This window comes from Bradyrhizobium sp. (assembly GCF_027451485.1).
Classification (GTDB): domain Bacteria; phylum Pseudomonadota; class Alphaproteobacteria; order Rhizobiales; family Xanthobacteraceae; genus Bradyrhizobium.
This window is the reverse complement of sequence record NZ_DAIDJE010000208.1, coordinates 108,459-134,713: the sequence shown is the minus strand read 5'-3', so window position 1 is coordinate 134,713 and position 26,255 is coordinate 108,459. Positions and strand designations below refer to the sequence as shown.

The window sequence follows — 26,255 nt, the reverse complement described above, 5'->3', positions numbered from 1 at the left end:
CCATGATGACGACGGAAGCTTCCAGGCCCTTGGCGCCATGCACCGTCATCACGCGCACCTCGTCGCGCGAGATTTCCATGTCGCGCTTGACCTCGGTATCGGCCGAGCGCAGCCAGGCCATGAAGCCTTGCAGCGAGGCTGGTGCCTTGAGCTCATAGTTCAAGGCGAGTTCGAGGAACTCGTCGAGCGCATCGTTCGCCTCGTGGCCGAGCCGGCACAGAATGCGCTGCCTGCCGCCGTCGCCGCCGAGCAGCCAGGCGTAGAACGCAAACGGGGTTTCCTGCGTAAAACGCCGTTCACATTCCTCAAGCCGCCTGAGCGCGGACTGGAACCTCGGGTCGGTCGTGGCATGCTGCGCCAACGCTTCGCGCAACGAAGCCTTGCGGTCGAAAGCGAGCGCAAACAGGTCGTCCTCATCGAGCGCGAACAGCGGGCTTTTCAGGGCAACCGCCAGCGCAAGGTCGTCCTGCGGCAGCAGCAGCGCGTCCGCCAGGTTCATCAGGTCGATGATCGCGATGTGCTCGGTCAGTTTCAGGCGGTCGGCGCCGGCGACCGGGATGCTGGCGTGCTTCAAGGCCTGGATCACGGCGTCGAAGATATTGCCGCGCCGGCGCACCAGAACCAGCACGTCGCCATAGCTCAGCGGCCGGCGTGCACCTTGAGGTCCGGTCATGGCGCCGCTTGCGATCAGCCGCTTGATTTCGGCCTGGATGCGTTTGGAGAGTTTGACCTCGGGGCTCGTCACCGACAGATCGTCGAAGGGCGCGAGCCACCCCTCGACCTCCTTGCGCTCGTCGGCCTTGGCCAACGGCCACAATTCGACCAGGCCGGGCCCGGCGTCGGCCAGCGCAAGGTGCGGCGGCATCCCGTCGCGGTCGGTGGTGATGCTCCGATAGACATCGGGCGACTGAAATGCGCTCTCCACCGCGCGCAGCACGCCGGCTCCCGATCGGAAGGAATAGGTGAAGGAAATCGACTCGAAGTCGAGTCCGGCGGCCTTGAAGCGGGATGAGAAGCGATGGCGGCGCTCGGCGAATTCGCGCGGTGCCGCGCCCTGGAACGAGAAAATCGACTGCTTCTCATCGCCGACTGCAAACACGGTGCGGATGATGCCGTGGCGCGCACCGTGCCCAGCGGCAAATTCGGAAACGATGTGCTCGACGATGTCCCATTGCCGCGGGCTGGTGTCCTGTGCTTCGTCGATCAGGACATGGTCGACGCCGCGATCGAGTTTGTAATGCACCCAGCCGGCAGAAACCTTGTCGAGCATGAGAAGCGTCTTGTCGATCAGATCGTCGTAGTCGAGCAGGCCGCGCTCCTCCTTCTCGCGACGGTAGTTTGCCGCGGCCGAAATCGCGATGTGCAGCAGCGCTTCGGTGCGGTCGCGGGCAACGACAGCGCGACGCTTTTCGATCAGCGGCGTGAGGCGGGCGAATTCGTTGTCGAACAAGCGGGCCAATGACGGATGGTCGTCACAGAATCTCTGGGTAAGGATGCTCTTGCGGGGCTCTTTGTTGTCGGTAAGAAAAACGCAGAGATATTCGTCAACCTGCGCAGTTCCGGTAAAGGTGAGCGCCGCGCGCAGCTGGCGGCCTTGCTTCTGGTCCTGCTTGCTGCCGGCATCCAGTGCGTCTGCGATTTCCGCCCAGCGTCGTCGTGGCACGTAAGGGCCATCCACGATCTCGCGCTCGACCGCTTCGAGACTGTCGGTCGATGAAACGCCGAGCGCGGCCGACATCTCCGCCACCGCGGCCTCTGCGCTGCCGGCGGCATCGGTCCAGGCCATGAAACGATCCCTGGAGAGACAGGCCTCGCGAACGACGTCCTTGAACGTGACGTCGGCAGCGCTGGCCATCGCGGTCTGGAGTGCGCGGCCGAGCACGCTGTCGGGGGCGCGGGACGCTTCGAGAAATACCTTGAGGTTGGCGCGCTCCATCATGTCGGCCTGGTCGCGCTCGTCGAGCACGGCAAAGCGCGCCGGTACGTTGGCTTCAAACGGAAATTGCTGCAACAGCCGCGTACAAAGCGCGTGGATGGTCTGAACCTTCAGCCCGCCCGGTGTTTCCAGCGCCCGCGCGAACAGTTCCCGCGCGACCTTGCGCAAGGCGGCCGTGGGATGCGGAAGGCCGGCATCCTTGATTGCCGCATCGAGCGCGTCATTGTCGAGCGTGACCCAATGGCCGAGCGTGGTGAAGACGCGTTCCGCCATGTTGGCGGCGGCCGCCTTGGTGAAGGTGATGCACAGGATCTTCTCCGGCGGCACCCCGGACAGCAGCAGCCGGATCACGCGTTGTACCAGCACGTGAGTCTTGCCGGAGCCCGCATTCGCCGAGACAAACGACGACGAGGCCGGGTTCGAGGCGCTGGCCTGCTTGTTGCGGACCGCCGCGGGGATCTCGCGTGACGCTTTCACCATTCGGGTAGGCCCAGACCGCCGGCAGCCGACCACTCCTTGATCCGCGCCAAGTCGTCGTATGCGCCGTAGCGGTTGGTCCACATCGGCAGGTTCAGCGAACGGTAGGGCTCCTTCTCGTCCTCGAATTTGCGGATCAGCGCCGCAAGCTGCGCCAGCGCGTAATCGGCGGCCTCATCGGGCGGCTGCGGCGTCTCATTGTTCTTGATCTTCAATTCCACCGGTTTGTATTCGCCCGGCGGATTGTTGCCGGTGATCCTGACATAAGCGAGTTCGCCGACGGATGAACCTGCATCGATGCCTTCAAAGCCGCCCTGTCGCAGGATCGCCGCTTCCAGCGTCAGCTGCGGCGACAATCCCATCCGTACCTGCTTCCCGGTCGGCGGCGTCCCCGTCTTGTAGTCGAGAATCGCGAAACTGCCGTCGGGGCGGCGCTCGATGCGGTCGGCGCGCGCGGAGAGATGGAATGTCCGGCCGTGCTCGAGATGGATCGGGATTTCGCCCTTGATCTCGGCTTCGATCGCCGCGATTCCCGGGCGGCGAGCCGCTTCCCATTCCGAAAACCATCGGATGATGCGCTGAAAGCGTGGCCACCACAGCGCGCGCGCCTCCGGCCGCTCCATCAGCGGGGCGAAATGAACAAGGCCGATTTCACGCAACCTTTCGATCGGGTTTGTCGGCAGTTCCTTGGCGAAGCGTTTCGTGAAGTCGCCGATCGCGTTGTGAATGGCGGATCCGCGGTCGGCTGCTGACGGCGGCATGTCGACAGGGTCGAGCGCCTCAAGCTTGAGGATATGCTTGGCATAGATGGTGTAGGGGTCGCGCAGCCAGTCTTCGATGGCAGTGACGGACAGCCTCAACGGCCTCGTTGCGCGAGGTGGGGTCGGTGCGGGTTGCTTGACCGGCCTCACCTCGTCGGGCGCGTCGAGCGCCAGCGCGAAATCGACATACTGCTTGCCCGCCTGTTTTGCCGCTTGCCATCGTGCTTCGCCGGCAACGGCTTCCAGCCGATGCAGGAAACGTGAGGCGACCGCGGGCGCACCGCCGGCCTTGGCGGAATGGCTGAGGATCACTTCCTCGGCGCCGAGCAACTGGGCGAAGTCGTGGGCCGACAGGCCAATGCGCCGCTCCGGCAAATCGAGGCCGAGCTGATGCCGCATCGGCCGGCTCAACCATGGATCGGTGCGCGGCGCCGGCGGCCAGACGCCTTCGATCAGTCCCCCGGCGATGACGCGGTCGGCCTGCATCAGCCGCGATTCCAGCGGACCGTAAATGTGAAGCGTGGCCCCGGGCTTCTCGGCCCGGCGGACCGCGCGATCCGAGAAAGCGCTCTGAAACACTTCGGCGTAGTCGGGCAGCGCAACCGGGAGGCCGCTTTTGGTCTGCCCGGCGAGGAGGTCCTCGAATGCGGAAGCGAGTGCGAGGCCTTCCGGCTCCTCGAAGGCCACCGCGACTCCGACGTCATCCTCCGATAGCGCGATCAGCACCTCGCGATGTCGCGCGGCAATCTCCGCGAGGTCATAGGGGCGGGTGGATGAGAGATTTTCCATCGGCGCCAGCGCCTTCTGCAATGCCGCGACCAGCGCCTGAGCCCGGTCGAGCTCTGAATCCGTCAGCCGTGCGCGCTTTTCCGAGGCATGCAGCGCCGAGGTTTCCTTGCGGTGAAATCTGGCGTGTTCACTGCGAAAGCGTGCGAAATCGTCAGCGAGGCCCTTGGCGCCCGATGGCGGGCGCGTTCCGCGCAACAAAGCGAGTTCGAGCGTTTCGATGCTGCCTTTGTGGCCGCCTGCCGCCGCGCCAAGCCTGAACAGCGGGTGTTTGAGCAGACCCAGCAGCGTCGGCGGTTCCAGCCCCTTTGCAGCCGCTTCCGCAACCAGGCGCGCGAAAATGCCGGCCGGCGTTTCGATCAGCCCTTCGCCGCCGGAATCGTCGAAGTCCAGGTTCCAGCGCGCCAGCGCCGCCATCACCCGCCGCGCCAGCGCCCGGTCCGGCGTCACCAAGGCTGCGGATTTCTGCAAGTGCCGCGCTTCACGCATCGCAATGGCAATCGAGAGCGCTTCCATTTCCGGGTTGGGTGCCTCGATCACTGAGAGGCGCTCCATGCCACGGGCAATATGTTCGGCGATTTCCGGCCGGCCTAACCGATCGTGCCATTGCGCCGTCGCATTGGACGGGCGCATCGCTTCCGACAACAAAAGGTCGCGTCCGCCGGGCGCCGGGCTCCCCAGAATTGCGACATCGCGGCGCCCGATACCGAAGCGCTCCAGCAGCGCATGCATAGCATATTGCGGATGGCTCGAGGACGGATGTTCGGTGAAATGGCCTTCATCGTTCCGCTCGCCGCCGATGCTCTGCCAGGACGCTTCGTCGAGGTCGGTATCCAGCCCCGGGAGAATCACCGCCCCGTGCGGCAGCTGCGCAACCACGTGCAGGAATTTCGCGGTCGCCGGCATCGAGCCCGTCGAGCCCGCCGCAATCACGGGGCCGGTAGGATGGGTGGCAAGCCGTTTGGCCTCGGCGTCGATCAGGCGGTCGCGCCGCTCGGCCGGCTCCATCTTGCCGATTTCCTGGAGATAAGCCGGCCAAGCATCGCGCGCGATCCGCAGGAAGTCGAGCGAATATCGCCAGTATTCATCGAGCCCGTCCGGCACGAGGCCGTCGAGTGCGGTCCAGCCGACGCCGCGGGTGACCATGTCGTCCATCAGCCGGGCGAGATCGCCGGCCAGCGCCAGCGTCGACGCCGCACCCCCAACCACAAGCGGCGCCGTGACCGAACTCTTCGCCCAGGCGGCGACCAATCTGGCGAGCGTCAGCCGCCGCTCCAGCTCGCTGAGCTTTGGCGGAAGCTCCAGCGCGGTCATCCCGCCATAGGCTTCATCCTCCTCGGCAAAAGCCAGTTCGTCTTCGTCGATATCGCCGAGCGCGACGATGCGCGGCAGCAGCACCGCCGCGGTGCCGAGTTCTTCCAGAAAGACTTCCCGCACCAGCCGGCCCGCGCGCCGGGTGGGCAGATAGAGCGTGGCCGCCGCCAGCCTTTCCGGCCGTGCGCGCGCTTCAAATCCCTCGACCAGCTGGCCGTCGACGAGGCTCGCGACGACGCTGCGCAGGAACGGCACGGACGATGGAACGCTGAGGACGCGCATGAGCTGCCTGATTCGAGATCACGGGAATATAGGCCTTGTCATCACCCGCGAAAGCGGGTGATGGAGCAATCCGGATACGACGGAGCTTATCGACAAGCGCGGCGTACCGGATGCCCGCTTTTGCGGAGCATGGAGCAAGGGCAGTCGTTACGCCACGCTTTCCAAAAAGGCTTCTTCGGCCGCGCCGACCGCATCGGGCGTTCCGACATGCATCCAGGTGCCGTCGAGCCGGAGCCCGAACAGTCGCTCCTGCTCATTGGCAGCATCGAACATTTTGGTCAGCGAGAATTCGCCGGTCGGCGCGCCGGCGAAAATGGCGGGCGAGATGATCGCAACGCCCGCATAGACGAACGGAACGACTTGATGCTCTTTGCGCTTGCGCAAGGCGCCGTCGGGCAGCATCGCGTAGTCGCCGTTGCCCTCATAGCCGATGCTGCTCGCGGTCGGCGCCATCAAAAGCAGGATGTCCATGCGGGCGGGATCAAATGCCTCCGCAAGCCGAGCCAGGTTCGGCCGCACGCCGTCGATCCACAGCGTGTCGGCGTTCAGGTGAAAGAACGGCGCATCTCCGAGCAGCGGCAGCGCCTTGACGACCCCGCCGCCGGTGCCGAGTACCTGGTCGCGTTCGTCTGATATGATCACGCGCGGCCGTTTGCGCGTCGCCACATGCTCGATGATCTGGTCAGGCAGATAGTGGACATTGACGACGGCCTCGCTGACGGCGGCGTCGGCGAGCTTGTCGAGCACGTGGTCGAGGAGCGGCTGGCCTGCCACGGACACCAGGGGCTTCGGCATCCGGTCCGTCAAAGGGCGCATCCGTACGCCGAGACCGGCGGCGAGGACCATGGCTTTCGCAGGTTTGACGGACATTCCGGACGGCTCTCGAATTCTTGGGTCCCGAAACGAGGGAGGGGATCGATCCTGCTTCCCGAATCGGAAAGGAGGGCAGCCGGGACGGCTTGCGAATCATATCACGCCGCTTCGACCTGGCACACTGACTAACCGCGGGCCATAATCGCCCGATATGACGGCGATAAGACGGGCTAGGCGGCGAGTTTCATGCTTCCGCGGGACGCCGAGACTTCTTTCGCTTGTCACCGGTCTTGAGAAAATTGACACCGATCTGATCGCCATTCACCCAGGCGAGTTCGCAGCGGCGGTAGGCAAGCCCCGTCGAGGACAGCAGCAAAAAGAATTCCTTCAGATGCAGGCCTTCGACCGAGCCTTCGATGGTCAGTTTGGCGCCGGTCTCGGACACGTCTTCCATGATGCAGTCGCGGCGCCACGTGCCGTCGATGCCCATCATGTGCGCAGCAAATCCACGCTCGAACGTGACACGCTCACCTCTGCGTCGCTCGGTCACCGCCATGTACTCCGCCCTTATTTAGCCCTCGCAAAGCAGGGGTACCCTGCAGGTTAGCCGAAAGACGGCTAATATCCGGTAAATCGGGAATCAGGACTGGGGCGGCGGAACGTGGGTTTCGTACCAGCCGCGGATGCCTCCCAACACCGGATGTGCCAGCGAGCGCTTCAGATAGGTCCAGATTCGGGGCTGATGGCGCAGATATTGCGGCTTGCCGTCGCGTCGGTTGAGGCGGGCGAAGGTGCCGAGCAGGCGGGTGTTCCGCTGCGCCGACATGATCGCATAGCTCTCGGCGAAGGCGGCTGGCTCGAAGGTGTTGTCGCTTGCAAGCCGCGCCTTGATGTAGCGCGTCAGCAAAGCCAGTTCGAGCTGTTCGGGGACATCGATTCGCGCGTCCTGCAACAGCGAGACGAGATCGTAGGCGGCTGGCCCCAGCACTGCATCCTGGAAATCGATGATGCCGACTCTCGATGTCCCCGATCGTTCGGCCAGCCAGATCAAATTGGGGGAATGAAAATCCCGCAGCACCCAGGTCTTCGGCAGTGAATCTGTCTTGCCCAGAAGGTCGCGCCATTGCCTGATCAGGTCATTGCGGGCGTCGTCGGGCGGTGTTGCGCCGCGATCCGGCAGATACCATTCGAGCATCAGGGAGATCTCGACCAGCATCGCGTCGATGTCGAAGTTGGGAATCGAATAGGTGATCTGCGGCGCCAGCGGCAACACGTTCGGAAGCGGATCGCGATGCAAGAGCGCGAGTGTTTCGGTGGCTGCCTCATAGCGTTCGGCAATCGGGCGCGGCGGCGCCCCCTCGACAAAACTTTCGCGGCCGAAATCCTCCGTGATCAGAAAACCCGCCTCGAGGTCGGCGTGGTGAATCGCCGGCGCGGAGAGGCCGCGTTCGCGCAGGCCATTGTCGATGGCAACGAACGGTTTGACGTCTTCGGCCAGATGCACCGCGGCGCTATATGACTTGCCGTCGTAGATCGCGGGTCCGTCAGGACGCTTGGGCGAATTCATCAGAATGACGGAAAGGCCGTCCCGGTAGAGCCGCGCATAAGAACGCGTCGAGGCGTCGCCCGCCATGCGCTGGCGTTTCGCATCGATGAAACCCGCGCCGGTGAGGAATTGCCGCAACGCCTCAAGGCGCCCAACCTGCGCGGCAGCCTTGCCATAGCCGGTGATCTCGGCGGCGCGCGCCGTCGATCCCAGCGCCGGGCGATGGCTGAGCGCAATATCGATCCGGTCGGGCGGCAACGCTGAAGGTGCACGCTCCGGCCATTCGATCAGCGCTACCGCGCCTTCCGGCAAGGGCGAGAGTCCGATCTCTTCCAGCTCGCTCGCATCGTTGATGCGGTAGAGGTCGGCGTGAATCAGCGGAAGCGCAGCAAGATCGTAGCTTTGTGCCAGTGTGAAGGTCGGGCTTGGTACCTCGATCTCGGCATCATCGGCGAGATAGCGGATCAGGGCGCGGGCAGCCGCGGTCTTGCCGGCACCCAGATCGCCCGACAAGGTGATGACGTCGCCGGCCCCGACCAGGAGAGCGAGGTCGGCCATCAGGTCTGCGGTCGCGGTCTCGTTCGCCAGCGCAACGGTGAATGCGAAAGGGTTCGTCATTCCGCAGCGTTGCGATGCGCCGCCTGGTCAATCGGGAAGTCGCAGGTCACGGTCGTCCCCTTGCCGATCACCGAATCGACGCGCACGCGGCCTCCGTGCAGTTCGACGAAGGATTTCACCAGCGGCAAACCCAGCCCGGCGCCGCGGTGCCGCGATCCATTGGAGTGGCTCTCGAACCAGTCGAACACCTTGTCCTTCACTTCGGGCGGAATCCCCGGGCCGTGATCGGTTACGGCGAAAATCACGTGATGATCGGTGCGCCTCGCGCTCAGGGTAATCGCAGAATCCTGTGGCGAAAAGCCGACGGCATTGGCAAGCAGATTATAGAGCACCTGTACCACACGTCCGCCGTCGGCGACAAACGTGCCGATGCCGGGAGCAACCTCGACCTTGAGTTCGATGCGGTTGTGGGCCAGCCGGTCCTGAATGCCCTCGGCCGCGTTATCGATGGCTTTGCGGATATCGACCGGCCCGATCTCGAGCGTCATCGCGCCGGCGTCGATGCTGGCGAGGTCGAGGATATTGTTGATCAGCGCGAACAGCGAATTGGTCGAAGCGGTGATGTAATTGAGGTATTCGGCCTGCTTGGGCATCAAGGGGCCGGTGGTCGGATCGTTCAACAGGTGAGCAAATCCGATGATGGTGGTCAGCGGGGAGCGCAGCTCGTAGGAAACGTGGTGGACGAAATCCACCTTCATCTGGTCGGCGGTCTCCAGCGCCTCGTTGCGCTCACGCAGGGCGCGCTCGACGTTTTCCGTATCGGTGATGTCCTGGAACGTCAGCATGGTGGCGCCGTCGGGCAGCGGCATGGTCATGCAATCGAGCACGCTGCCGTCCCTGCGTTCGAGCTTGAGCGGCACCGCGACGCGATTGCCGATCCGCGTCACCGCCTCGCGGATGATCCGCCAGGTCGCCGCGTCATCGAACAACGGCTTGCACCAGGTCTCGACGGTGTCGATGTGCGGCTGCTCGCCAAGCGCCTCGTTTGAGAGCTTCCACATGCTGGCGAAAGCGGGATTGAATAGCTGTGCGCGGCCATTCGAGCCGAACACAGCGACCGCTTCGGCGAGGTTGTCCAGCGTTTCGCGCTGGACGCGGATCAGCCCGTCGAACCGCCGCGCGAGGTCGAGGCTTTCGGTGACGTCGTCGAACAAATAGGTGACGCCGCCTTCCGGGTTCGGCGTGGTGACGACGCTGAGCGCGCGGCCATCCGGCAGATACCAGGTGTCTTTTTCCGCCTCGACCGCGCGGTAGGCCTCATGGAGCTTGGCCTTCCACGCCCGGAAATCCGGCTGCTCCGGCAGCTTGCGAGCGGCGCGAAGCCTATCGAGCACGCTTGAGTCGTCCGGGTTGCTGTCGAGGAAGGCGCGATCGAGATCCCAGAGGCGACGATAGGAATCATTGTAGAAGGCGAGCCGTCGCCGGCCGTCGAAGACGGCGACGCCCGACGACAGCTGATCGAGCGTGCGGCGATGGCCCTCCATCATCCGCGCCAGTGCGTCGTTGAGCGCGTTGGTTTCCGACACATCGACGGCCATGCCGACGCTGCCGCCGCCGATACTGAGCGCCTGCACGTCGTAGAAGCGGCGCTCGCCGCCGACCACGATGGGCAGCCGCGCCGTGAACGCCGCAGTTTCATTCAGCGCCCGCTCCATATCGGCTCGGCTGCCGCTGTCGAGCAATTCGAGCTTGCGTTCGACGGCATCAGCAATGCTGGCGGCGTCTACCGCCCTCGCATAGGCGTCGTTGGCATATTGCAGACCGCCGTCCGCGCGCTTGGCCCAGATCGGCCAGGGTGCGGCTTGCGCGAAGCCGCGCAGCATTTCGGTTTCCTGCAGGAGCGCCTTGTGTCTGAGATTTGTTTCAGCGAGCTCCCGCCGCACGCCGGACAATTCGCGGATACGCACCACAGCCTGGCCGCCGATGGCGCGGCCAAGGGCCTCGACTGGGGTGCCCTTCGAGGTCGTCAGGTTGAGCCAAAAGCCTTCGCCGGTATCGCGCAAGGTGTCGATCGCGCGCTCCATTTGCAGCGCTGCACCCGCCGCCAGCCAGGTCCCAAACGCCAGGATGCGTTGCGGATGCTCCTGGCCGGTTAATGCGGCGACGTCGCCCGAGATTTGCGGCCGATCTTCGCCAGCAGGCCAGGCGATCAGGATTTGCGGCTCGGCGAACAGCAGCGCTCGGTATCGGTCAGCCTCGCTTTGCAGGCTCTGGATTTCGCCGCGCAGTCCGGTCTCGGTCCGCGCCGCGCGCAGCCGTGTACGCATCAAAAGGATGGCGGAGACGACGGAAAAACCGAGCAAGGACAACGCCGTCGTCAGCGCTGCGAACTCCTGGTGGCTGATACCGATGACGTTGCTGATGACGTGCACAAAAGGCCGCTCGACGGCGTGCGCCGGCTGGGCCACGCCCAGCCCCGCGACACCTGCGATCATTCCCAAGGCTGCCCGTCCGCCGTGTGCGAGAATGGTGCACGACAGCAAGGTCCGGCGCATCGCCGCGACTACGCCCGACATGAATACCCCAATCCGCACGACATCAAGCCCGGCGAATCCCCCCGCCGTGCGCGAATCAAGCGACAATATCGCCAACGGGACTCGGCGGGTAAGAGTCCATTTCGTGAACGTGAATCCCGCCAGAAAAAAATGGGGGATTAGCCCAGTGCCGAAGCGATTCTCTTAGGAAAATGCAGCCGGACTTTTGCGAAGAAGCGTTCGGGCCTGGCTAAAGTATGTTCCGGAAAAGTGTGTAGCGGTTGCCGAAAAGATCATGCTCAATCAAAGAGCTGAAGCGCGATGATGATTGAACCCCGCCTATGGCTCCTTAGCGGCCGGTCGAACCGAAACCGCCGCTGCCGCGCAAGGTCACAGAAAGCGTCGCGACCGGAACGAGTTCCGCATGGGTTACGGGCGCAATCACCATCTGCGCGATACGTTCGCCACGCCTGACCGTAAACGGCACGTCGCTGTGATTGATGAGCGGCACGCCGATTTCGCCGCGATAGTCCGCGTCCACCGTGCCCGGCGCATTCAGCACGGTGACGCCGTGCCGCGCCGCCAGTCCCGAGCGGGGCCGCACCTGCGCCTCGTATCCGGGCGGCAGTGCGATCGAAAGTCCGGTGGGGATCAGCGCGTATTTCCCCGGCGCGAGAATAACGGGCGAATCCTCCGGCACGGCCGCGAGCAGATCGAGGCCTGCAGCGAGCGCGCTTTGATACGCCGGCAGGCTGAGGCCTTTGCCGTTCGGCAGTTGCAACACTTCGACCTTGATGGAACTGCTCATGGGGATTTGCCCGAAGTTTCGGCGCCAAAGGCCTTGGCGACCTGCGCGATCAATTCAGCAGCCACCTCTTCCTTGGTCATGACAGGCCAGGAATCGACATCGATGTTGTCGCCTTGGCGGATCAGCAGGTGAACGGTGTTGCGATCTCCGCCCATCACGCCGGTCGACGGAGAGACGTCGTTGGCGACGATCCAATCGCAGCCCTTGCGCGCAAGTTTCGTCTTGGCGTTCGCGATCAGATGTTCGGTCTCGGCGGCAAATCCAATGACGAGCGGCGGCCGGCCTTCCTTGCGGTGGGAAATCGTCGCCAGAATGTCCGGATTTTCGACCAGCTGGAGCGGCGGCATGCCGGCGGCTGTCTTTTTCAATTTTTGCTCTCCTTCGCGAGCGACGCGCCAGTCGGCGACCGCCGCGGCGAAGATGGCGATATCGACCGGTAGCGCGGCTTCCACCTGGCGTAGCATGTCGCGCGCGGATTCCACATGGATCGCCGTCACGCCGGATGGATCGTCGAGCTCGACCGGACCGGAAACCAGGGTGACATCGGCGCCGGCGGCTTGTGCGGCGGCCGCGATTGCAAAGCCCTGCTTGCCCGATGAGCGGTTGGCGATGTAGCGCACCGGGTCGATCGGCTCATGTGTCGGCCCTGCGGTGATCAGCATGCGTTTGCCGGCAAGTGGTCTTGCCTGCGGCGGACGCAACATGCGTTCCGCTGCGGCAGCAATTTCCAAGGGCTCGGCCATCCGCCCCACGCCGGCTTCGCCGGCTTCTGCCATCTCGCCGGCATTGGGTCCGATCATGGCAATGCCATCGCGTTGCAGTGTTGCGACGTTGCGTCTGGTCGCGGCATTGTTCCACATCAGCGGATTCATCGCCGGCGCCAGCAGAATCGGCACGCTTGCCGCCAACAGGACGGCGCTGGCAAGATCGTCGGCGCTGCCGTGTGCCATTTTGGCCATCAGGTCGGCAGTGGCCGGCGCCACGACGATCAGGTCGCTTTCGCGCGCAAGGCGGATATGGCCGGCGTCGAACTCGCTGGCCGGATCGAACAGGTCCGTGTAGCAGCGTTCATGCGAGAGAGCGCTTGCCGCCAGCGGCGTGACGAAGTGCTGCGCGGCCTTGGTAAGGACGCAGCGCACGTCAATGCGCCGCTCTTTTAGCCGCCGGATCAGGTCGAGCGCCTTGTACGCGGCAATGCCGCCGCCGATGATCAGGGTGACACGGGCGAGGCCCATCTCGGCGCGGGATGCGGATTCGAGGCTTGGCTGCGCCTGCGAGGCCGCTGCAGGCGCCGCGGAGGCGCCGTCCTGCGCCGCCTCGCGCAGGATGACCCGAACCTCGTCCTCGACCGAACGGCCGCTGCGGGCGGCCCTCAGGCGCAGGGCGTCACGGATCGCATCGTCCAGTTTCCGGATGGTCAGACTGGCCATCGGCGTTCCCCGCAAATATTGACAGCAATGCTATCAAATTTATGATTGCAATGCAATCACATCTGGCGGATCGCGAACAGGATGCCGATAAAGGTCAGCGCGATGATCCAGAGCGCGATCGCCCGCCAACGGCTCTTGCGGCCTTCGGTCCGTCCCATTGCCGCAATGGTCTCGGCCGACAGGCTCAATCCCTCCCGCGTCATGGTCTCGAGCTGTTCGAGCACCGTGACTGCTCTGGTCGCCAGTGCCGGCAGGCTGGCGGCAACGCGGCCGAGTTCGCCAGCGCCCGCCATCGCGCCCTGAATGCGGCCGATAGGTCCGAGATTGCGTTCGATCCACTCGCGAACCACGGGATCGGCGACCTTCCAGATATCGAGCCTGGGATCGAGACTGCGCGCAACGCCTTCCACGACCACCATGGTCTTCTGCAGCAGGATCAGTTCGGGCCGTGTGCGCATGTCGAAAAGGCCCGTGACCTCGAGCAGCAGGGTCAAAAGCTTCGCCATGGAAATTTCCTCAGCCGTGCGGTTGTGGATCGGCTCACCGATGGCGCGGATCGCCTGCGCGAAATTGTCCACCGAATGATGCGACGGCACATAGCCCGCCTCGAAATGCACCTCGGCAACGCGCCGATAGTCGCGGATGATGAAACCGAGCAGAATCTCGGCTAGGAAACGTCGCTCCTTCGGTCCCAACCGGCCCATGATGCCGAAATCGACCGCGACCAGCCGGCCCTCATTATCCAGGAACAGATTGCCGGGATGCATGTCGGCGTGGAAAAAGCCGTCGCGGAGCGCGTGGCGCAGAAAACTCTGGATCACCTTCCGGCCGAGGTCCGGCAGATCGACGTTCGATTGCTGGAGCCGCGCATAGTCTGATAGCGGCAGGCCGTCGATCCACTCCATGGTAAGAACATTATGGGTAGTACGATCCCAATCGACCGTCGGAACGCGAAAATCAGGATCATCGCGGGTGTTCTCCGCCATCTCCGACATCGCCGCCGCCTCAAGACGCAGGTCCATTTCCATCGCGACCGAGCGCGACATGGTGTTGATGACTTCAACCAGCCTTAAGCGCCGCGCCTCCGCCGAATAGATTTCGGCCTGCCGCGCCACGAAGAAGAAATCAGTGAGATCGCGGCGGAAGCGCGACGCCACATCGGGCCTCAGCACCTTCACCGCAACCGCGTGGCGAATTCCGTCACGAGCCACTTCGCCACGATGCACCTGCGCGATGGACGCTGCGGCGACCGCGGGACCGAGGCTCGCGAATGCCTGTGAAACGGGGCGCTCCAGTGAGGTCGCGATCACGCTCTCGGCTTCGGCCTGCGGGAACGGGGGCAGGCGGTCCTGCAAGCTTTCGAGGTCGCGCGCCAGCACGACGCCGACGACATCCGGTCTCGTCGCGAGAAACTGGCCGAGCTTGAGATAAGCGGGCCCCAGGCGGGTCAGCGCGCGAGACAAGCGCGGTCCCGATTTGGCGCCATTGCGCTCGAACATCCGGGCGAATTTCAGCGCCAGTTGTCCGGGCGGCGGCACCAGCGAGGGATCGACGGTGCCGAAAACACCCTCGCGCGCAAACACGAAAGCGGCGCGGGCGACCCGCGCAATGTGCATCGTTGCGGAAATCACAGACGCCAGCCCGAATGCAGTGCCACGATGCCGCCCGAGAAAGTTTGCCAGGTCACGCGCAAAAAGCCTGCCTGTTCGATCATCTCGGCGAAGGCTCCGGGTTTGGGAAATTTGCGGATCGACTCCACCAGGTACCGGTAGGACTCGGCGTCGCCGGTGACCGCGCGCCCGAGCGGCGGGATCACCTTGAACGAGAACAGATCATAGAGGCGATCCAAACCGGGGACGTCAACCGCGGAAAATTCAAGACAAAGAAAGCGGCCGCCCGGCCGCAACACCCGATAGGCCTCGCGGAGCGCATGATCGATCCGCGGGACATTGCGGATGCCGAACGCAATAGTGTAGCCGTCGAACGCGCGGTCGGCAAAAGCCAGCTCTTCGGCATTGCCTTCGACAAACGAGACGCGATCGTCGAGGTGTTGCGCGGCGGCGCGTTGACGCCCCACCGCCAGCATGTCGGCGTTGATATCGCACACCGTCGCCCTGAAGCCGTTTCCCGCGGCCTCGGCCGCGCGAAAGGCGATATCGCCGGTGCCGCCGGCGACGTCGAGCAATGCGAACGGCGTATCGCCGCGCGGCGGATTGAGGGCGTTGATCATCAGGTCTTTCCAGACGCGGTGCAGTCCGCCCGACATCAGATCGTTCATCAGGTCGTAGCGCCCCGCCACGCTGTGAAAGACGTCATTCACCAGCGTCTGCTTGTCCCCCAGGGGGACGTTCCTGAAGCCGAAATGCGTGGATTCGTCCGGTTGGCTCATTACATCCTTCTCCGCTACCGGACCATAGCCCAGCGGCGCCAATGGCGCTATCACGTCACTGTTTCAAGTATCCCCGGTTCTGGCATTCGTACCCCGTTGCGGCAAGTTCGTTTACGAATGTCAGAACCAAAGGGACACTTGCTGATATGGTTACCGGTGCGGTTTGGGAATTGACACATCCGCCTCGAGGACCGGCGGCTATGCTGGAGCGAATGTCAATTCCACCGCACTCGTGTGAATGGGATCATGCCTGAATTACCCGAAGTCGAAACGGTCCGCCGCGGCCTCCAGCCGGCCATGGAGGGGGCGCGGATCACGAAGGCCGAAGTCCGGCGCAAAGACCTGCGCTTTCCTTTTCAAAAGGATTTCGTCGCGCGGCTGGAGGGACAAAGGGTCATTGGACTTGGCCGCCGCGCCAAATACCTGATCGCCGATCTTGCCTCCGGGGACGTCCTTCTGATGCATCTCGGGATGTCCGGGTCTTTCCGTGTCATCAACGATGAGAACGGACACATGCCGGGCCGGTTTCACCACGCGAGAAACGAGGATCGTGCCCATGATCATGTGATATTCCACATGTCGTCGGGGACTGCGATCGTTTTCAACGATCCGCGCCGGTTCGGATATATGAAGATCGTTGCGCGGGAGCGAATTGAGGAAGAGCCGCTGATGAAAGGACTCGGGCCCGAGCCATTGGGCAACGAGTTCGATGCCGACATGCTGGCGCGCGCCTGCGCCAACAGGAAAACCAGTCTGAAGGCGGCGCTGCTCGACCAGCGCGTCGTCGCAGGGCTAGGCAACATTTATGTTTGCGAGGCGCTGTTTCGCGCGCACCTGTCGCCGCGCAGACTGGCGGCGACGCTTGCCACGAAGAAAGGCGAGACCACCGACCACGCAAGGCGTCTGGTTGAGGCGATCCATGACGTCCTCAATCAGGCCATCAAGGCCGGCGGCTCGTCGCTGCGGGATCATCGGCAGACCACGGGCGAGCTCGGCTACTTCCAGCACTCGTTTCAGGTCTACGACCGCGAAGGCGAGAAATGCCACACCAAAGGCTGCGATGGAATCGTACGCCGGTTCAACCAGAACGGCCGATCGACGTTCTGGTGTCCGAAATGTCAGAAATAGCGACAGGACTCAGAGGCACGCATCCCACGAAGTCAGGCCGTCGGCGCCTGGGGTGAGTGGCTGCGCTGTCGCAGTCTCAACGACCTGCGCCGCGCCCGATTGAAGCCGGCCCGGACCGCTCGCCAGCGAAAAGATTTCGTGGCTGGACACGTCGCCGCCCAGGCGGGCTTCGGTCCACCGCCAGAGCTGCGAGATCTCCTCCGCGGACTTGCCCGTGGGCGCGTATTCGCTGACCGCGAGGCCTGATGCAAGGGCATCCTGATGGTCATTGCGCATTGAGATGAACGGCCGCGCAATCATCTCGCTCATCGCGCAGCCGTCCTCGCCGCCAAGAGCCTGCGCCGCGGTGTCGATGCGGCGGCCGCGCACCGGTGTCTGATTCAGCACGTAAGCGAACGGCTTTCGCCAGGCCCGAACAGCCTTGAGCGTCGCAGCGCTGGCTTCGATATCGGTGACGCTGGGACGCGTGGGGATAAGACAAAGGTCGGCGCAGCGGATTGCCGCCGCAGTAATCGCGCTGACCCCGCTTGCCGTGTCGATAATGGTAAGCGTGACGCCGCCACGCGAAAGCTGCTCCAGGCGGCTCTCGATGCGGCCCACGTTATAGATGGTCTCGACCATCGGCTCCGCGACGCCGCGCCGGCTTTGCCAGTTTGACAATGTGCCTTGCGGGTCGGTTTCGATCAGCCGCACGTTGTGACCGGCATTCCTGGCTGCGACCGCGAGCCCGATGGCCAGCGTGCTCTTGCCGCTCCCGCCCTTTTGGGTCGCCAAAACGATCGTCTGCATTCCTCAACGATTCCTATGGGTGACTTTGCCCGCGGATACGCTGAACTGACAAGGATGTGCACCGATTCTGGATGCGAAGTCGAGCCGGATCAAGATGCTGCGGGCCACCTTAAGAATAGCGGTCCGAATCGGCAGGTCCGGTCACGATGGCGCAATATGACACACTTGTGACACGCCTGGCATCCGGACGAATACCGAAATATTAACAAGCATTAACGACTGTGGCGAATAGCGACGCGGCGGTTCCGCTGCCTGCGCATACGGGGATGAGAAGGCGAGGGTCTACTGGCGCGCCGGCCGCGCTGATAGGAATGGCAGGCGAACGATCGCGCGCCTGTGCGCGCATCTCGGGGTGATTCATGGTTCGACCGATCCGCATCGCGGTGCTGCACTTCTCGCATGAGACCGTGACGTTCCTCAAGAACGACACGACGCTTGAGGACTTCATCTATCCGGGATCGCCCGCAAAAGGTGAAGCCCTGCTCAATTTCGATCCGACCTACTTCATGGGTGGCTTCGTCAAGGTGGCGCGCGAGTTCGAGGGCGTCGAACTTATCGGGATCGAATCGCCGCTATGGCCCAGGACTTACATGGGGTCGGGCTGGGTGACGGCGGAAGCCTTCGAGACCTTTGTCGGCAGGATGATCGAGGGACTTGTCGCCGAAGGCCCGTTCGACGGCGTCTATCTTTGCCTGCACGGAGCGATGGCTGTGCGCGGCGTGGCGCGCCCGGAAGCGGAGCTGGCGCGGCGGGTACGCGAGGTGGTCGGGCCGAAGGCGTTCATCGTCGGCACCTTCGATCTGCATGGCAACGAGGACGAGGTATTTCTGAAATCGGCCGACATGGCGTTTTGCGTGAAATATTTTCCGCATTACGACGGCTATCTGCAAGGCGCGCGTGCGGCGCGTATGCTGGTGCGTGCGATCCGCGGCGACTACCGGCCGGCCCACGTCACGCGCAAGGTGCCGATCATTTCGCCGACAGTGCTGCAATGGACCGGCGCCTCACCCTGGATGGACCTGATCCAGCGGGCGCTCACCTGGGAGGCGCGCGAGGTCGACGTCTATGTCAATGTGTTCTTCGGCTTTCCCTTCGCCGATGTGGTCGATGTCGGCATGACCATCCAGGTATTGACCAACGGCAAGCCGGAGCTCGCCGAAAAAATTGCGCGCGACATGGCAGAGGCCGCGTGGCGACAGCGCAAGGCGCTGTTGGGGTCGGCCAAGGTGGTCAGTATGGGCGAGGGCGTGCGGCTTGCGCGGCAAGCCGTATTCGAACGAGCCGCGCCCGTTGTCCTCGCCGACTACAGCGACCGCTCGGGCTCGGCAACCTTCTTGCTCAAGGAGATCATCGCTCAGGACCTTTCGAATACGCTGATCGCGACCATCGCCGATCAGGAGGCGACCGCGAAGTTGAAGGCGAACGGTGCCAAAGCAGGCGATGCTTTCGACATGGAGATCGGCGGGCGTGTCGATCCGTCGGCCGGCGCACCGCTGCGCGTCAAGGGGACGATCCTTGACGCGGCCGACCGTGATGGCCAGTTCTGGGTCACGGTTTCGTTCGGCCGCGGCAATGTGCTCGTGCTCTCGACCTTTCTCGTGCAGATCATGGAACCGGACTCGCTCAAACCGCTCGGGCTCGACATCGACGCGTACGAAGTTTTTGCGATCAAGTCGCGCGTGCACTTCCGGCGCGGGTTCCACGATAACGGCTTTGCAAAAACCATCCTGCTGGTCGAGCCGAGCGAGCCGTTCCTCGGCACGGTGCATCTCGATGCGCTGCCCTACGAAAACGTAGATCTGAAGCGGTTCTATCCCTATGGAGAACCGGCGTTTCCGGATTAGCCGCTACTTTCTCACGCAGATCACGCGGACGACGGCCGATGCGGCATCGTTCGACGCTTGCGATGTCACCACACCGTTCGCATTCAAAAACCCGCGCACCGCCTCGGCCGGCACCAGCACGGCTTGCGCGGGACCTGGCGTGGAGGCACCGGCGATGACCGCGGGCTTCAACAAAGCGAGGCCGACAAACCTGCCGCTGTCATCGCGCGCCGCGGCGCCGGAAAAGCCGACTTCCGGCGCCGGCGAGAGTGCGAGACCGCTGCTGCCGGCGACCCGCGCGACCGTGGCCTTGACCGTGGTCGCGGCGCGACCGCCGCCCTGGTTTTGCGGATCAGAAATTCCGGTCAACTCGACGGTCGTTTTGCTGGCGAGGTCGGAGGCAAGGCCAAGCGGCTTCAATCCCCGCGCGCCGTAAAGCTGCAACAGCGCCAGGTCACGTTCCTTGTCCTCGGCGATACGGTCGGCGCTGCCAAACGGAGGAATCGTGATGGCGAGGCAGCCCTCGGTGATCTGGCGGCCGGTCACGATCGCACCGTCCTCGCTCACCACCACGCCGGTGCCGTACTCGACGGTCTTTTTCGCCGGCGGCGCGCTACTGACTGGAAAGGGCTTGAACGCGCTCGACATCGAGATCACGACCGGCTCGACCGTGTTTTCGGTCGCCTGATCGTAGAGGATGGTAAGAATGCGGACCTCGTCAGTCCTGAAGGCGCCGCGCACATAAAACTTCTTCAGGCCTTGCCGGCCGGAGAGTACGAAGAATTCCGGCTTCACCACGCTGTAGTCGACGGTGCGGCCGGCCGGCTCCTTCTTCTCTCGGTTGGCCAGCTTGGCCGTGGTCGGGCCTGCTTCCTTGCGTCGCCTCAGCAGCACCTGGATGGTGCCATTCGGCGAGCTCCATTTCGTGCCGTCGCCATCGGAGGTCTGCTGCGGCACCAGCCTGGTCGGAACGCCGAGCTGTGCGCCGGTTACCGCATCGGTCACGAGCTTCCAGCCGGCATTTTCGCGCTTTCGCCGTCCCATCTCGGCGAGCACGGCGCGTTCCTTCGTATTGAGCACGCCGGTCGGCGTGCCGCCATTGACCTTCTGGAATTGTTTGATCGATTCCACCATCCGCTCGCTGACGTCGCCGGATATCGCGCCATTATATTGACCCACCCAGGCGAGGTCGGACTGGATCGCCAGCCGCTCGCTTTGGTCCATCGCATTGGCGGTTTCCGCGGGCGATTGCAGCGCGGGGCGTGCCGGCGCGGCATGTTTGGCCTTGGCGTGAGAGGAAAGGGTGCTGGTCTGGGCGTCCGCGGAGGCCATTGCTGTCACGAATATCAATGTTGCGCTCAGCATCGATCTCATGACACTTCTAAAGTCCATTGACGTGGCCTCTTTTAAGCACATTTGTTGGGTCGGTACCAACGGCCCGACGGTTCATGAGAGTTCATGGCCGAAGCGAAGGTAAGTCTGCGACATGCTGAGTTCTGAAGAACTCGAACGCTATGCCCGGCATATCGTGCTGCGCGAAGTTGGAGGCCCCGGCCAGGCGGCCTTGAAGGAAGCTTGCGTGCTGGTGATCGGAGCCGGTGGCCTCGGCGCGCCGGCATTGATGTATCTGGCGGCGGCTGGCGTCGGCACCTTGGGCGTGGTGGACGACGACGTGGTGTCGCTCTCCAATCTTCAGCGTCAGATCATTCACGACACCTATGATATCGGCAAAGCGAAGGTCGATAGTGCCGCCGAGCGCATTGCCGGTCTCAACCCGCATGTCAGTTTTGCCGCTCACGCCACGCGGTTGAATGCAGGAAACGCGCTCGAATTGATCGGCAGCTACGATCTGGTGCTCGATGGCTCCGACAATTTCGACACGCGCTATCTCGTCTCCGATGCCTGCTATCTCGCGGGTAAACCCCTGATCACGGCGGCGCTCGGCATGTTCGACGGCTCGCTGACGACGATTCGTGCGCACGAGAGAAACGCCCAGGGCGAGTTCAATCCGACCTATCGCTGCCTGTTTCCCGAGCCGCCGCCGCCGGGCACGGTGCCGACTTGTGCGGAAGCCGGCGTGATGGGCGCGCTCGCCGGCATTTTGGGGTCAATGATGGCGCTGGAGGCGATCCGCGAAATCGTCGGCTTCGGCGAGGGGTTGGTCGGACGGCTGTTGATGGTGGATGCGCGCTCCATGCGCTTCGAGACGCTGCGTTACGCGCGCGACCCGCTCAATCCGCTTAACGGCGATGCGCCTGTCGTCACCGACCTGAGCGCGCATCGCTGAAACCTCTCGGCGAAGTGCCTTTCACAGCATGTTGGGTAGCACGCGATCCGGCGGCTTGTGATTGTCGAGGAAGGCTCTGATGTTGATGATCACCTTCTCGCCCATCTCGACGCGGCCTTCGATCGTAGCGGAGCCCATATGCGGCAGCAGCGCCACCTTTCCGGCCTTGGCAAGCCGCACCAGTTTCGGACTGACGGCTGGCTCGTGCTCGAACACGTCGAGGCCCGCGCCGGCGATCTCGCCGGCTTCGATCAGCTTGGTCAGTGTCTCCTCGTCGATGATTTCGCCGCGCGCGGTGTTGACGATATAGGCGTCCTTTCGGATCAGCTTCAGCCGCCGCGCTGACAGCAGGTGGAAGGTCGCCGGCGTATGCGGACAATTCACCGAGATGATGTCCATCCGCGCCAGCATCTGGTCGAGGCTTTCCCAATAGGTCGCGCCGAGTTCCTCGGCGATACGCGGCGCCACCGGCCGGCGGTTATGATAGTGGATTTGCAGGCCGAAGGCGTGCGCGCGGCGCGCGACCGCCTGGCCGATCCGGCCCATGCCGACGATGCCGAGCCTTTTTCCCCCGAGCCGATGGCCGAGCATCCAGGTCGGCGACCAGCCCGCCCAATGCTTGCCGTCGGTAAGCACGGAAGCGCCCTCGATCAGCCGCCGCGGCACCGCCAGGATCAGCGCCATGGTCATGTCGGCGGTGTCTTCGGTCAAAACTTTCGGCGTGTTGGTCACTGTGATGCCGCGCGCATGCGCCGCCGCGACATCGATGTTGTCGACGCCATTGCCGAAATTGGCGATAAGCCTCAGCCGCAGATCCGGCTGGTTGAGCAATTCTTCATCGATCTCGTCAGTAACCGTCGGAACCAGGATATCGGCGGTGCGGGCCGCATCAATCAGTTGTTCCCGCGTCAGCGGAGTATCCTCGAGGTTAAGCCGCGCATCGAACAGCTCCCGCATCCGGGTCTCAATCGAGTCCGGCAACTTGCGCGTGACGACAACGAGAGGCTTTTTCCTGACCGACATGTCCTGCTCTCATGAGGTTGTTCAGACCTCATTAACCCGGGTGTTCGACACTGCCGGAGCCACGTAGTCCGGGCGTTTCCATTGGCCTCCCGGGGGCTTCTGTGTCGTGCCGTTTGGTCCTCTCTAGCAGAAGACCGGGGCAAAACAAGAACCCGCGAGATGCGGTAGGAATTTAAGCCGGGGCCATGCGGGTCGGCAGCGGGGTTTGGGTCGGCGGCCCGAAGAATCCGGGCCGGTGGGTGTCGGCGGGAGACGCGTTGATGGAGTTGGGGCGTTTTGGTTCGCAGGCGCTTTTGGTCTGCCTGCTGTGTGTGACGGCCGGCATGGCCGCTTCAGCCAAGGAGTCCACGACCAGCGGGTTGCCAATCCCGCGCTACGTCAGTCTCAAATCCGACCATGTGAATGTCCGCGCCGGTCCCACCAAGGACAATGACGTGGAGTGGGTCTATACGCGATCGGGCCTGCCGGTCGAGATCACGGCTGAATTCGAGAATTGGCGCCGGGTCCGCGATTCGGAAGGCGCAGAGGGCTGGGTCTATCATTCGCTGCTGTCGGGCCGCCGCACCGCGGTCGTGACCATGAAGCACAAGGACGACCTCGCCTCGATCTACGAGCGCGCCGATAGTACGAGCCCGGTCACGGCCCGCCTGCAAGCCGGCGTCGTCGCGCAGGTCAAGCACTGCGGTTCCGGATGGTGCCACGTCGCGGGCAATGGTTTCGACGGCTGGATCGAGCAGCAGCGGCTCTGGGGCGTCTATGCCGACGAGAAGGTGGATTGACGCGATCGGGATTGACCGGCAGTCATCTGATCCAGATGAATACATCGTATGCGCGGATCAAGCCCCGCGCATGACGAGGACTCAGCGCTTCTTGCGCAGCCGCACGACCATGTCGATGCGGGCGATCTCATAACCCTCGGGAACTTCAGGCATCTTCTGCAACACCAGATTCGGATCCTCGATGTCGACCAGCTCGTGGTTGTTTTCGAGGTAGAAATGGTGATGCGCGGACACATTAGTGTCGAAATAGGTCTTGGTGCCGTCGACGCTGACCTGGCGCAAAAGACCGGCGTCGGTCAGCTGGTTCAGCGTGTTATAAACTGTCGCCAGAGAGACCGGGACCTTGGCCAAGCTCGCTTCTTCATAAAGCATTTCGGCGGTCAGGTGGCGGGCGCCCTTGCCGAACAACAGCCAGCCCAATGCCATCCGTTGGCGTGTCGGACGCAGGCCCGCGGCCTGCAACATTTCATTGACGTCATGCCAAGGGCAGCCGGTCAGCGTCGGCTCCCGCACGGTCGCTCTGGGCTCGGAAGCCGGTACCTCGCCATTCAAAACCGGTCGACTGTCGCTCATTTCCACGTCAAACTCTAAAAAGAACCATGATATTTCGTGAGAATATAAGGACCGGAGCTCGCAGATGCAAGTTTTTCGCAACTAGAGCCGTCCGAGCGTTGGGGGGTCGAGCCATGTCCGTGTCGTATGCGAGGTATCTTGCCCGAGGTTGTTCGAACCCCCGGCAAACCGCGCGTTTGGCCCCGGTCCCGCGCTTTGCGGCCCGCATGCCCTGTGATAGAGAGCCCGAACTTCGGTTGATCCCGGACAGTATGGATAATCGCCGGCACAGGGTTCCCGAGCCTGTGCAGTGAGGGCGAACCGGGATGATGGCACCGCTTTCCCGTCCATAGGAGGCGTCGCGCCAACTGCTTGATCGGGTCTTTATATCAGGGGCTGGCACATGCTGAATCGGCGCAGTGGTTACGAATATGAAGATCTACTCGCCTGTGCCCGCGGCGAGCTGTTCGGACCCGGCAACGCCCAATTGCCTTTACCGCCGATGCTGATGTTCGACCGCATTACGGAGATCACCGAAACCGGCGGAGAATTCGGCAAGGGCCTGATCCGCGCGGAACTCGACGTCAAGCCGGATCTTTGGTTCTTCGGTTGCCATTTCAAGAACGATCCCGTCATGCCCGGCTGCCTGGGGCTGGATGCGATGTGGCAGATGGTTGGTTTCTACCTCGGCTGGATTGGCGGCACCGGCCGCGGTCGCGCGTTGGGTATGGGGGAGGTGAAGTTCGCCGGCCAAGTGCTGCCGAATGTCCGCAAGGTTGTGTACAACATCGACATCAAGCGCGTGATGCGATCGAAGCTGGTGCTGGGCATCGCGGATGGCTGGCTTTCCATGGATGGCGAGATTATCTATCGCGCCAAGGACTTGAGGGTCGGCCTGTTCAAGCAGGATACCGCTGTTCTGCCGGCGGCCTGAACCTTTTTGCCGGCGCGAGACGACTTTCAGTTTTGGCGACAAAGATCGCAGAAGAAGACAACGAGGTGAGGCGTCATGAGGCGGGTTGTGATCACGGGGATGGGCATTGTCTCATCGATCGGAAACAACACCCAGGAAGTGCTTTCGAGCCTCCACGAGGCCAAGTCGGGAATCACGCGGGCGGAAAAATACGCCGAGATGGGATTCCGCTCGCAGGTCCAGGGCGCGCCCACGCTCGATCCCTCCAGCGTGATCGATCGCCGCGCGATGCGTTTCCTCGCTGATGGTGCAGCCTGGAATCATATCGCCATGGAACAGGCGATCCGGGACTCCGGCCTGGAGCCATCTGACGTATCCAATATCCGAACCGGCATCATCATGGGATCGGGTGGTCCGTCCGCGCGCACGATCGTCGAGGCTGCCGACATCACGCGTACCAAAGGGCCGAAGCGGGTCGGTCCGTTTGCCGTACCGAAGGCCATGTCGTCGACTGCATCGGCAACCCTTGCCACCTGGTTCAAGATCAAGGGGGTGAACTATTCGATCTCGTCGGCTTGCGCGACCTCCAATCACTGCATCGGCAATGCCTACGAGATCATTCAGATCGGCAAGCAGGACATTATCTTCGCCGGCGGCTGCGAGGAGCTGGACTGGAGCCTGTCGGTGCTGTTCGACGCGATGGGAGCGATGTCCTCGAAGTACAACGACACGCCGGCGACCGCTTCGCGGCCCTATGACGTCAGTCGCGATGGTTTCGTCATTGCCGGCGGTGCAGGTGTCGTTGTGCTGGAAGAACTCGAGCACGCCAAGGCGCGCGGCGCGCGCATCTATGGCGAAATCGTCGGCTACGGCGCAACCTCGGACGGTTATGACATGGTCGCCCCGTCGGGTGAAGGCGCCGAGCGCTGCATGCGGATGGCGCTGTCCACCGTTAACACCAGGATCGATTATATCAACCCGCACGCTACTTCGACGCCGGCTGGCGACCCGCCGGAGATCGAGGCGATTCGCAAGGTGTTCGGGACCGGCGACAACTGCCCGCCGATTTCCGCGACTAAGGCGCTCACCGGGCATTCGCTCGGCGCGACCGGCGTGCAGGAAGCGATCTATTCGCTTCTGATGATGAACAACGGCTTCATCTGCGAAAGCGCCCACATCAATGAACTCGACCCCGTGTTCGCCGACATGCCGATCGTGCGCAAGCGCATCGACAACGCCAAGCTCGGCACGGTACTGTCGAATTCCTTCGGTTTCGGCGGCACCAACGCGACGCTGGTGTTCAAGCGGCTTGACGCGTGATTGGCGA

Annotated in this window: 20 protein-coding genes; 6 read left to right on the top strand and 14 right to left on the bottom strand. The window is 63.4% G+C overall.

The window, feature by feature from the left end; translation table 11 throughout:
* The 10 genes from addA to ubiE form a co-directional block, all read right to left on the bottom strand.
* Positions 1 to 2,416 (bottom strand): double-strand break repair helicase AddA (gene addA / locus NEZ08_RS24870; RefSeq protein WP_298113176.1); only part of this gene is annotated, 2,416 nt, incomplete at its 3' end.
* Positions 2,410 to 5,556 (bottom strand): double-strand break repair protein AddB, encoded by a 3,147-nt coding sequence (addB, locus tag NEZ08_RS24865; RefSeq protein ID WP_298113175.1) that lies wholly within the window; start codon positions 5,554 to 5,556, stop codon positions 2,410 to 2,412. The genes addB and addA, both read right to left, overlap by 7 nt.
* A 147-nt stretch (positions 5,557 to 5,703) precedes the next feature.
* The gene (locus NEZ08_RS24860) at positions 5,704 to 6,426 is read right to left on the bottom strand and encodes a nucleotidyltransferase family protein (RefSeq protein ID WP_298113172.1); all 723 of its coding nucleotides are present in this window, start codon (positions 6,424 to 6,426) and stop codon (positions 5,704 to 5,706) included.
* Between the two features lie 187 nt (positions 6,427 to 6,613).
* On the bottom strand, positions 6,614 to 6,925 hold the full coding sequence (locus NEZ08_RS24855) for a PilZ domain-containing protein (protein ID WP_298113170.1): 312 nt from the start codon (positions 6,923 to 6,925) through the stop codon (positions 6,614 to 6,616).
* A gap of 84 nt (positions 6,926 to 7,009) precedes the next feature.
* Entirely contained in the window at positions 7,010 to 8,533 is a 1,524-nt protein-coding gene (gene tsaE / locus NEZ08_RS24850) for a tRNA (adenosine(37)-N6)-threonylcarbamoyltransferase complex ATPase subunit type 1 TsaE (protein ID WP_298113167.1), read from the bottom strand.
* Positions 8,530 to 11,049 (bottom strand): PAS domain-containing sensor histidine kinase, encoded by a 2,520-nt coding sequence (locus NEZ08_RS24845; protein WP_298113164.1) that lies wholly within the window; start codon positions 11,047 to 11,049, stop codon positions 8,530 to 8,532. Before NEZ08_RS24845 ends, tsaE begins: the two co-directional genes overlap by 4 nt.
* 307 nt (positions 11,050 to 11,356) lie before the next feature.
* Positions 11,357 to 11,815, bottom strand: coding sequence for a dUTP diphosphatase (gene dut, locus NEZ08_RS24840; protein WP_298113161.1), 459 nt, complete (start codon positions 11,813 to 11,815; stop codon positions 11,357 to 11,359).
* On the bottom strand, positions 11,812 to 13,245 hold the full coding sequence (gene coaBC, locus NEZ08_RS24835) for a bifunctional phosphopantothenoylcysteine decarboxylase/phosphopantothenate--cysteine ligase CoaBC (protein WP_298113158.1): 1,434 nt from the start codon (positions 13,243 to 13,245) through the stop codon (positions 11,812 to 11,814). Before coaBC ends, dut begins: the two co-directional genes overlap by 4 nt.
* Positions 13,246 to 13,301: 56 nt before the next feature.
* On the bottom strand, positions 13,302 to 14,876 hold the full coding sequence (gene ubiB / locus NEZ08_RS24830) for a 2-polyprenylphenol 6-hydroxylase (protein WP_298113155.1): 1,575 nt from the start codon (positions 14,874 to 14,876) through the stop codon (positions 13,302 to 13,304).
* On the bottom strand, positions 14,873 to 15,634 hold the full coding sequence (gene ubiE / locus NEZ08_RS24825) for a bifunctional demethylmenaquinone methyltransferase/2-methoxy-6-polyprenyl-1,4-benzoquinol methylase UbiE (RefSeq protein WP_298113152.1): 762 nt from the start codon (positions 15,632 to 15,634) through the stop codon (positions 14,873 to 14,875). Before ubiE ends, ubiB begins: the two co-directional genes overlap by 4 nt.
* 246 nt (positions 15,635 to 15,880) lie before the next feature.
* On the opposite strand from ubiE, the gene mutM reads away from it, so the two are divergent.
* Positions 15,881 to 16,762: a bifunctional DNA-formamidopyrimidine glycosylase/DNA-(apurinic or apyrimidinic site) lyase gene (gene mutM / locus NEZ08_RS24820; protein ID WP_298113150.1), complete on the top strand. Its 882-nt coding sequence runs from the start codon at positions 15,881 to 15,883 to the stop codon at positions 16,760 to 16,762.
* A 9-nt stretch (positions 16,763 to 16,771) separates the two neighbouring features.
* Here mutM and NEZ08_RS24815 read toward each other — a convergent pair whose 3' ends face one another.
* Positions 16,772 to 17,551, bottom strand: a complete 780-nt coding sequence (locus NEZ08_RS24815) for a ParA family protein (RefSeq protein WP_298113148.1) — start codon at positions 17,549 to 17,551, stop codon at positions 16,772 to 16,774.
* Between the two features lie 359 nt (positions 17,552 to 17,910).
* Here NEZ08_RS24815 and NEZ08_RS24810 point away from each other — a divergent pair, with 359 nt between their 5' ends.
* Positions 17,911 to 19,395 (top strand): M81 family metallopeptidase, encoded by a 1,485-nt coding sequence (locus NEZ08_RS24810; protein ID WP_298113145.1) that lies wholly within the window; start codon positions 17,911 to 17,913, stop codon positions 19,393 to 19,395.
* A gap of 3 nt (positions 19,396 to 19,398) precedes the next feature.
* On the opposite strand, the gene NEZ08_RS24805 is transcribed toward NEZ08_RS24810, so the two are convergent.
* Positions 19,399 to 20,748 carry a serine protease gene (locus NEZ08_RS24805; RefSeq protein WP_298113142.1) on the bottom strand — a complete coding sequence of 450 codons (1,350 nt, stop codon included), beginning with the start codon at positions 20,746 to 20,748 and terminating at the stop codon, positions 19,399 to 19,401.
* A gap of 112 nt (positions 20,749 to 20,860) precedes the next feature.
* Here NEZ08_RS24805 and NEZ08_RS24800 point away from each other — a divergent pair, with 112 nt between their 5' ends.
* Positions 20,861 to 21,661, top strand: coding sequence for a molybdopterin-synthase adenylyltransferase MoeB (locus NEZ08_RS24800; protein WP_298113139.1), 801 nt, complete (start codon positions 20,861 to 20,863; stop codon positions 21,659 to 21,661).
* A gap of 21 nt (positions 21,662 to 21,682) precedes the next feature.
* Here the strand turns inward: NEZ08_RS24800 and NEZ08_RS24795 are convergent, their stop codons facing one another.
* Positions 21,683 to 22,684 (bottom strand): D-glycerate dehydrogenase, encoded by a 1,002-nt coding sequence (locus NEZ08_RS24795; RefSeq protein ID WP_298113136.1) that lies wholly within the window; start codon positions 22,682 to 22,684, stop codon positions 21,683 to 21,685.
* A gap of 260 nt (positions 22,685 to 22,944) precedes the next feature.
* Between NEZ08_RS24795 and NEZ08_RS24790 the strand changes: the two genes are divergently transcribed.
* Positions 22,945 to 23,463 carry an SH3 domain-containing protein gene (locus tag NEZ08_RS24790; protein ID WP_298113133.1) on the top strand — a complete coding sequence of 173 codons (519 nt, stop codon included), beginning with the start codon at positions 22,945 to 22,947 and terminating at the stop codon, positions 23,461 to 23,463.
* Between the two features lie 81 nt (positions 23,464 to 23,544).
* Here the strand turns inward: NEZ08_RS24790 and irrA are convergent, their stop codons facing one another.
* Positions 23,545 to 24,036 (bottom strand): iron response transcriptional regulator IrrA, encoded by a 492-nt coding sequence (gene irrA, locus NEZ08_RS24785; protein WP_298113130.1) that lies wholly within the window; start codon positions 24,034 to 24,036, stop codon positions 23,545 to 23,547.
* 382 nt (positions 24,037 to 24,418) lie between these two features.
* On the opposite strand from irrA, the gene fabA reads away from it, so the two are divergent.
* Together fabA and fabB are read left to right on the top strand one after the other, a co-directional pair.
* Positions 24,419 to 24,949, top strand: coding sequence for a 3-hydroxyacyl-[acyl-carrier-protein] dehydratase FabA (gene fabA / locus NEZ08_RS24780; protein WP_298113128.1), 531 nt, complete (start codon positions 24,419 to 24,421; stop codon positions 24,947 to 24,949).
* Between the two features lie 75 nt (positions 24,950 to 25,024).
* On the top strand, positions 25,025 to 26,248 hold the full coding sequence (gene fabB / locus NEZ08_RS24775) for a beta-ketoacyl-ACP synthase I (RefSeq protein ID WP_298113126.1): 1,224 nt from the start codon (positions 25,025 to 25,027) through the stop codon (positions 26,246 to 26,248).
* Positions 26,249 to 26,255: the final 7 nt, after the last annotated feature.